The sequence below is a fragment of the Azospirillum sp. genome (assembly GCF_035627195.1).
Classification (GTDB): Bacteria; Pseudomonadota; Alphaproteobacteria; order Azospirillales; family Azospirillaceae; genus Azospirillum.
Genome location: NZ_DASPMG010000189.1, coordinates 1 through 8,427, shown reverse-complemented (window position 1 = coordinate 8,427; position 8,427 = coordinate 1). Strand labels below are relative to the sequence as shown.

Below are 8,427 nucleotides of genomic sequence, written 5' to 3'. Positions count from 1 at the left end.
GCGACACATGGTGGCAGACGGAGACGGGGGCGATCATGCTGGCCAACACCGGGCCGGACGCCGTGCCCGGCGCGCTGGGCCACCCGATTCCGGGGATCGAGGCGGCCATCCTGCGCCGCACGCCGGATGGCGTGGAGGTGGTGGAGGAACCGGGCGCGGTGGGCGAACTGGCCCTGCGTCCGCCCTGGCCGTCGCTGTTCCAGGGCTATCTGGGCGATGCCGCGCGCACGGCGCGTGCCTTTGCCGGCGGCTGGTACCTGAGCGGCGATCTGGCGCGGCGCGACGCGCAGGGGCGCTTCTGGTTCGTGGGCCGGGCCGACGACATCATCAAGTCCTCCGGCCACCTGATCGGCCCGTTCGAGGTGGAAAGCGTGCTGCTCGAACACCCGGCGGTGGCCGAGGCCGGCGTCATCGGCCGGCCCGATCCGGTGGCGGGGGAGGTGGTGAAGGCCTTCGTGGCGCTGAAACCCGGCCATGCGGGCGACCCGGCGCTGGCCGCCGAGCTGATCGCCTACGCCCGCCGCCGCCTGGGTCCGGCGCTGGCGCCGCGCGAGGTGGTGTTCGCCGAGGCGTTGCCCCACACCCGCAGCGGCAAGATCATGCGCCGGCTGCTCAAGGCCCGCGAACTCGGCCTGCCGGAAGGCGACCTGTCGACCCTGGATTGCGGAGGACGGTGATTGACCGGGGCGCCACCGGGCGGCTAAAGGTCCGGTATCCCTTCTCCCTTTGCGGGAGGGAAGGGCGGGTTCTGAAGGCATTGGGTGTGATCGGGAGTTCGGTATGGCGCGGGTTCTTCTGGCCTGGGAGTTCGGTGCCGGGCTGGGCCACCTCAACCGCCTGATTGCGGTCGGGCGACGGCTGGCGGAGGCCGGCCACGCGATCACGGTGGCGGTTCCGCGCCGCGCCGCCACCGCGCCGATCGTGGAGCGCAGCCTTCCCGGCACCACCGTGCTGGAGGGCTGGTCGTGGCACGTCGCCGACGCCGCGACCGCGCGCCGGGTGCCGACGCACAGCTTCGCCGACGTCATCTGGCTGTTCGGCTATTACAAGGAAGACGCTCTCGCGGCGGCGGCCGAGCGCTGGAGGGCGGTGTTGGCCGAGGTGAAGCCCGACCTTGTCATCGCGGACTTCGCGCCGACCTTGGCGCTGGTCGCCGGGGCGGACCTACCGCGCGTCGTGCTGGGCAACGGCTACACGGTGCCGCCGCCCGGTCGGCCACTGCCGCCGTTGCGTCCATGGGCCCGTGCGGTGCCCAAGGAGAGCGCGGCGCACGAGCGCCAGCTGCTGGACCTCGCCAACCGCCTGCGCCGACGGTATGGGCAGGCGCCGCTGCGCCACTTCGCCGACCTGTTCTCCGGTCCGCGCACCTTCGTCTGCACGATCCCGGAGTTCGATCCCTACGGCGCGCACCGGCAGGAGCCGACCTTCACCCCCTTCAACGTGCCGCGCATCGCCGCCGGACCGCCGGTGGAAGCGCGCGGCGACCAGCCCATCGCGCTGTACCTGCCGGCCAACCACCCGCACCTGCGCGACGCCTTCGCCGCCGTGGCGGACTGCAATTTGCTCTGCCACGCCTACGTCAGCGGCATGGCGCCCGAGGTGGTGGCGAAGCACGCGCCCCCGAACATGGCGGTTCACCGCAAGCCGCTCGACCTCGGCACGCTGCTGCCGAAGGCGCGGGCGCTGATCCACCACGCCGGGCTCGCCACCGCCTACGCCGGTCTGCAGGCGGGGGTGCCGCAGCTGGTGCTGCCGGCGAACCTGGAGCACGCCATCACCGCGCGCGGGTTGGAGGGCTTCGAGGCGGCGCTGTCCGTGCTCTCCGCCCCCGGCACGCCGGGCGCGGTCGAGGGCGCGTTGCGCCGCCTGCTGGGCGAGCGTGCGCTGTGGGACGCGGCCGGTGCGGCCGCCCGCGCGGTCGGCGCCCGGCCGGTGGTGGACTCCCTGGCGGCGGTGGTCGCTGGCTGCCGGGATCTGCTGGGGAACTGATCTGGGGTTGCGCAGGCCGGCGATGCGCCCGTTTCGCTTGTCAGATCCGGCGGTTCGGGCATAGTGGTGCGCAACGAGGGTGCGGCGCAGCACCCCGGCGGGGATGGCTGCATCGAGGATGCCGGTGGCGAACGGTGAGGGACTGTCTGGCGGCGTGCCGGCCGGCCTGTCGTCCCTGGGCGGCACGCTGATGGACGCCATGCCCGTGCCGGTGTTCGTGCGCGACGCCGACGGCGGCTGGCTGGGCTGCAACCGCGCGTTCGCGGCGGCCTTCGGCGAGCCGGACGCGCTGCCGACGGATGCGCTTCCGAAGGACGCTGGCCCGGCCGTGCGCGAGGCGCGGCTGCGGCGGCGCGACGGCACGGCGCTGGACGCGCTGGTCCATCTCAACCCCTTCACCGACGCCGCGACCGGCCGGTCCGGCACCATCGGCGTGGTCGTCGATGTCACGGAGCGCAAGCGGGCCGAGCGTGGCCTGGCCGAGGCCACCGTGACTCTGGAGGAGGCGTACCGCACCGCGCGCCTCGGCTACTGGGAATACGGCATCCACACCGGCCGGCTGGTGCTGAACGACGAGGCGTGCGCCATCTACGGCCACGACCCGGCCGACATCGAGCCCACCTTCGACGGGCTGCTGGGCATCCTGCACCCGGACGACCGCATGCGCTTCGGCAACATGCTGGAGAGCGTCATCGGCAACCCGTCGCGCGTATACGTGGAATACCGCGTCGTCGCCGCGGACGGACGGGTGCGGGCGGTGTCCAGCTCCTGCGCGCCGCGCTATGACGAGCAGGGGCGGCTGGCGCAGGTCTTCGGCGTCATGCTCGACACCACCGAACGGGCGGAGGCCGCCGCAGCGCTTCGCGCCGCCAAGGAGCGGCTGGAGGAGGCGCACCGCACCGGCCGCCTGGGCTTCTGGGAATACGCGATCCGCACCGGCGAGCTGGAGTGGAATCGCGAGGCGTTCGACATCCACGGCCAGGACCCGCAGAGCTTCACGCCGACCTTCGACGGGCTGATGGCGCTGCTGCACCCGGACGACCGGCTGAGCTTCGGCAACATGCTGGAAGGCGTCATCGGCAACTCCCGCCGCGCCTATTTCGAATACCGGGTGATCGACCCGGCCGGCGACGTGCGCACGGTGTCCAGTTCTTGCGCGCCGCGCTTCGACGCGGACGGGCGGCTGACGCACGTGTTCGGCGTGATGCTGGATATCACCGAGCGCGCCCGCGCCGCCGCCGCCCTCACGGCCGCGAAGGAGGCCGCGGAGATGGCGCTGGAGGAACTGCGCGCCGCGCAGGACAGCCTGGTGCAGGCGGAGAAGATGGCCTCCCTGGGCCAGCTGGTGGCCGGCGTGGCGCACGAGATCAACGGGCCGGCCGGCGTGGTGCTGACCACCGCCTCGCACCTCGCCGGGCGCACGGACGACCTGAAGCGCCAGTTCCGCGACGGCACGGTGACCAAATCCACCCTGGCCGCCTACCTGGACGTGGCGACGGAGGCCTGCCAGCTGCTGGTCACCAACACGGAGCGGGTGGCGGCGCTTGTGCAGACCTTCAAGCAGGTCGCCGCCGACCAGACCGGCGACGAGCGGCGCGTCTTCTACCTGAAGGACTACATCGAGGACGTGCTGCTCAGCCTGCACACGCAGATCGGCCCCTCCGGCCACCGCGTCGACGTGGCCTGCCCGGACGCGCTGCAAGTGGAGAGCTATCCCGGCGCCTTCGCGCGCGTGCTCACCCACTTGGTGCGCAACGCGCTCCAGCACGCCTTTCAGCACGGCCAGCGCGGGCACGTCGCCATCACGGTGGAGGCGGCGGACGACGACTGGATCGTGCTGCGCCACGCCGACGACGGCCGGGGCATCCCGGCGGAGGAGCAGGCGAAGGTCTTTGACCCCTTCCACACCACCGCCCGCCACCTGGGCAGCGTGGGCCTGGGCCTGCACATCGCCTACAACCTGACGACCCGGACGCTGGGCGGCCAGCTGACGGTGGAGAGCCGGCCCGGCGAGGGCACCACCTTCGTGTTGCGCCTGCCGCGCTCCGCCCCCTTGGAATAGAGTGTGCGGGCCGGTGTTCGTTGCTGTGACGGGGCATCGCCCCGCGGCAACAGGCTGGTGAAGGCCACCCATGAAGACCGCTTGGAACATCGCGCTTCTCGCGCTCGCCGGGGCGCTCCTGTCCGGCTGCTACGCCCACGTCTACCATCCGGGGCCCACCTACTACGGCTATTACGAGCAGCCCCGCGCCTACGGGTACGGGCATGGCCACGGTCATCACCGGCATTGGGGCGGCGGGCATCGCCACGGCGGCGGATACGGCCATTACGGACGCCATCACCGGAGCTGGTAGGCAGCCCTATGGCACGCCCTCGGCCGCGGCGGTGCGCACCTGGGCGGCGCAGGCGAGGCGGAACAGCTCCTGCCCGTCGAGGATCACCACGATCCGCCCGTCGTTCAGCAGCGACACGCCGCCCACGCCCGGCACCTCGGCCAAGCCGGGGTGGCTCTCGCGCACGAACAGGTCGCCGCGCTTCAGCAGGCGGTCGATCTCCACGCCGATGTGCCGATCGTCGAGCTTGAGGACGACGACCTGCCGTTCCGGCGCCGCATCCGGTGCCGGTCGGGCGCCGCCGTAGCCCAGCGCATCGGCGAGGTGCACGACGGGCAGCACGCGGTTGCGCCGGACGACGCTCCAGCAGCCGGACACCCGGTGGAAGTCCGGCGTGGCGACGCCGCACACCTCCTCCACGAAGCGGTCGGGGATGGCGAGAACCTGATCGTCCACCTGCACCAGCAGCGAGCGCACGATGGCCGCCGACAGCGGCAGGTCGATGGTGAAGCGGGTGCCCTGGCCGGGGCGCGTGTCGATGGCGATGCCGCCGCCCAGGCGCAGGACGGCGTCGCGCACCACGTCCATGCCGACACCGCGCCCGGAGGTCTCGGTGACCGTCTCGGCGGTGGAGAAGCCGGGGGCGAAGATGAAGGCGTGCACGTCGCCGGGTGACAGCCCGCGGCTGTCCTCCGCGGCCACCAGCCCCTGGCGCACCGCCTTGGCGCGCACGGTCTCCGTATCGATGCCGCGGCCGTCGTCGGCGATCTCCAGCAGCACGCGGGACGAGCGCTGGACGGCGCGCACGGTGAGGTTCGCCTGCGCCGGCTTGCCGACCGCCGCGCGCGCCTCCGGCGTCTCGACGCCGTGGTCGACGGCGTTGCGCACCATGTGCAGCAGCGGGTCGTACAGCGTCTCGACCATGCTCTTGTCGATGCGCACGCCGCCGCCGTCGATGGTGAGGCGGATCTTCTTCCCCTGGGTGCGCGCCAGTTCGCGCACCACGCGGGGGAACTGGTCGAGCAGCCGCTCGATCGGCACCACCCGCAGGTCGAGCGCGCTCTCGCGCAGCCGGTCAATGGCGCGGCTGAACCGGTCGTCGAGGTTCAGCAGCTCGCGCCGGTGACTCTCCAGCGCGTCGCGCACGGCGCGCAGGTCGGGATCGCCGACGCCGAGCCGGGATGCGAGCGCGCCGAGCGCCTCCTCCAGGCGCTGGTCGTTGGCGACGGCGTTGAGGCCGCCGCTGAGCAGGACCATGCCGTCGATGCGCGCCATGAAGCCGTCGATGGCTTCACCCGGCACGCGCAGCACGCCGCCCGCGGCCGGATGTGGCGCGGGGGTGGGTTGCGGCACCTCGGCCGGCGGCCATTCGGCGGCGGGAGGGGCGGGAGGCGGCGTCGTCGGCAGCGTTGGCGTCGTCGGCGGCGGCGGTGGGGCAAGGGCGGGTGGTTCGGGGGGCGGAACGTCAACGGCGGCTTCGCCGGGCGCGCAGCGGCGCAGGTGCAGCAGGGCGCCGCCGGGATCGACGGCGGACAGGGATGCCCGCAGCGCCTCCGGCCCCTCCGGCGAGGCGACCAGGACCTTGAGCCAGGTCTTGCCGTCGATGAACTCCGGCCAGTTGGTGATGGCCTGCACGCCGGTGCCAAGCCACTGTGCGAAGCCCGACGCCACGGCGGGGTCGCTCTCCAGGAAGGCCGTCACCTCGTAGAGGGCCGTGGCCGGGTCGTTCACGGCGGCGCGCAACTGGGCGGCGCTTTCCGGCGACAGGAAGCGCAGGAGCTGCGCGTCGAGGCCGAGCGCCGTCAATTGCTCGCCGTCGAACGGGCGCGCCGCCTGCTCCTCCGCCTCGGCCGTCTCGACGAAGGCGCGCAGCAGGGCTTCCAGCGTGACCGCCGTGTCGGCGTCGATGTCGGTCGGCGGGTCGGTGCAGGCGTGGAGTGCGATGAAGTCGATGGCGTGGCGCGCGTCGGCCAGAACGGCCGGCCAGCGCGCCCGGGCGGCCGGTGCCAGGCGGCGCAGCACGTCGGCCACCCGCCGCACCAGCGCCGAGGCACGCGGCAGCTTGACGATGTCCAGCGTGGAGCCGACGCGGTCCAGCACGTCGGCCAGTTCATCGCCCGCCGTCTCCGGGCTTTCCATCAAGTGCAGCGCCCGCGCCGTGCCGCGCGCCAGCGCCTGGGCGTTGTGGTCGGCCAGCAGCGTGGCCAGGATGGCGGTGCCGGCGTCGCGCCCCGACAGGCGCCCGATGCGGGCACTGGCCAGGGCCACCGCCTGCAGGTCGGCCAGGATGGCGTCGGCGTCGCGCGCCGCCAGATGCGAGCGCAAATCCCGGAAGGTGTCGGCCAGCGGCAGCAGGGACAGTCGCTCGCAGGCGATCTCCAGCCGTTCGGCCGTGTCGTCCACGGCGCGCACGCCGTCCGCGTCCAGCGTGTCGAGGTCGAGCGCGCGGGTCAGCGTCGCCATGCCGTCGCGCAGATGTTCGACGAAGATGCCCAGCAGCCGGTCGTTGTCGTGCAGCTTGGCGGGCCGCGCCGGCTCGGCCGCCGGGGCGGCGGTGCTGCCCGCGCCGGGGCTGCCCAGCGCCTCCAGCCGGGCGAGGATGGCGGCGGGCGGCGGGCTGTCCCGCCGCTCGCGCACGGCGATCTCGCACTGCGCGCGCAGCGCGTCCAGCGCCTCCAGCAGCGGCTCGGTCACCGTCTCGCCGAAGGGAAGTGCCCCGGAGCGCACGCGGCCCAGCACCGTCTCCGCCCGGTGCGCCAGCGCCTCCATGCCGAACATGTCCATGGCGCGCGCCGCCCCCTTCAGCGAGTGGACGGAGCGGAACAGGGCGGCGATGCGCTCGCGCTCCGGCGTGTCGCCGGAGGTGTCGGACAGCAGGCGGTCGGCGGCGTCGAAATGCTCCCCCGCCTCAAGCGCGAACTGCTGCCAGAGCGTCTCGATGAGTTCGCTCATGACCTCGTCAGGGGCGCGCGGGCAGGGGCAGGCCGGATGCCCGGCGGATCGCCACGATGATGTCGTGTCCCTTCTTGTGCGCGAGGTCGAGGCTCATGGTGCCGGACGGCTTGGCGATGATCTCCACCGCCCCCAGCGCGCGCGCCTCGTTCGCCTCCGGCGAGCCGATCTGCGCCACCGAGGAGATGATGATCACCTTGGCGCGGCTGATCAGCGACATGTGCTCCATCACCTCCAGCCCCGACATCTCCGGCATCTCGATGTCGAGCAGCACGATGTCGGGCTTCAGGCTCTTCACCATCTCCAGCCCCGCGCGGCCGTTCTCGGCGGCGCCGGCCAGCTCCAGCTCGTCGTCGGAGCGGACGATGTCGCCGATGATCGTGCGCATCAGCACCGAATCGTCGATCAGCAGAATCCTTGGCTTCGCCATCGGTCAGACTTCCCGTGTCACAGGGTAAACCACGCGTTGAGCTTGCGACCCATGGCCGCGATGGATAGAACCTCGCTCGCCACGCCGGCGCGGATGGCCGCCGTGGGCATGCCGTCCACGGCGCAGGACGCCGGGTCCTGCACCAGAACCGGGTGGCCGCGTTCGGCGAATGCCCGCGCACCGGCGGTGCCGTCGTCCCCCATGCCGGTGAGGATCACCGCCACCGGTGCGCGCGCCTCGGATGCCGCCGAGCGGAACAGAAGGTCGGCGGAGGGATGGTAGACCTCCGGCCCCGGCGGGGCGGCGCGCAGCGTGAAACGGCCGGCGCGCTGGATCACAAGGTCGCCGCCGCCCTTGAGGATGGTGACGGTGCCGGGCTCCACCGTCATGCCGGCGGTCCCTTCCTCGACCGGGCGCTTCAGCGTGCGGCTCAGCGACGCGGCGAAGCCGCGGGTGAAGGTGGGCGGCATGTGCTGCGCCACCACCAGCGGGCAGGGCAGGGGGCCGAGCAGACCCAGCAGTTCCACCAGCGTCACCGGCCCGCCGGTGGAGACGCCCACGACGACGAGGTCGGGCCGGCGCCCCGGCGTCCGGTCCACCTTCGGCGCAGGGACCGGCGCCGGGGGTGCGATCTCCTTCAGCGCGGCCATGCGCCACCGGCCCCAGTGGCGCACCTTGTCGGTCAGCTGCCGCTCGATGGAGGCCATGTCGAAGGTGACGAAC

7 protein-coding genes are annotated in these 8,427 nt (G+C 72.9%); 4 read left to right on the top strand and 3 right to left on the bottom strand.

All coding sequences use genetic code 11. From position 1 onward, the window contains the following. The 4 genes from VED21_RS17405 to VED21_RS17390 form a co-directional block, all read left to right on the top strand. The coding region (locus VED21_RS17405; protein ID WP_414638232.1) for an AMP-binding enzyme at positions 1–677 on the top strand (677 nt) is incomplete at its 5' end. Positions 678–780: 103 nt separating this feature from the next. Further along, positions 781–1,989 carry a nucleotide disphospho-sugar-binding domain-containing protein gene (locus VED21_RS17400; RefSeq protein WP_324884264.1) on the top strand — a complete coding sequence of 403 codons (1,209 nt, stop codon included), beginning with the start codon at positions 781–783 and terminating at the stop codon, positions 1,987–1,989. Between the two features lie 124 nt (positions 1,990–2,113). Next, positions 2,114–4,051: a PAS domain-containing sensor histidine kinase gene (locus tag VED21_RS17395; RefSeq protein WP_324884262.1), complete on the top strand. Its 1,938-nt coding sequence runs from the start codon at positions 2,114–2,116 to the stop codon at positions 4,049–4,051. A gap of 70 nt (positions 4,052–4,121) precedes the next feature. Beyond that, entirely contained in the window at positions 4,122–4,343 is a 222-nt protein-coding gene (locus VED21_RS17390; RefSeq protein ID WP_324884260.1) for a hypothetical protein, read from the top strand. Between the two features lie 6 nt (positions 4,344–4,349). Here VED21_RS17390 and VED21_RS17385 read toward each other — a convergent pair whose 3' ends face one another. The 3 genes from VED21_RS17385 to VED21_RS17375 form a co-directional block, all read right to left on the bottom strand. After that, entirely contained in the window at positions 4,350–7,274 is a 2,925-nt protein-coding gene (locus VED21_RS17385) for a chemotaxis protein CheA (RefSeq protein WP_324884258.1), read from the bottom strand. 7 nt (positions 7,275–7,281) lie between these two features. Then, a complete protein-coding gene (locus tag VED21_RS17380) occupies positions 7,282–7,704 on the bottom strand; it encodes a response regulator (RefSeq protein WP_324884256.1) in 423 nt (140 codons plus the stop codon). A 17-nt stretch (positions 7,705–7,721) separates the two neighbouring features. Then, on the bottom strand, positions 7,722–8,427 hold a 706-nt coding region (locus VED21_RS17375; RefSeq protein WP_324884254.1), incomplete at its 5' end, for a CheB methylesterase domain-containing protein.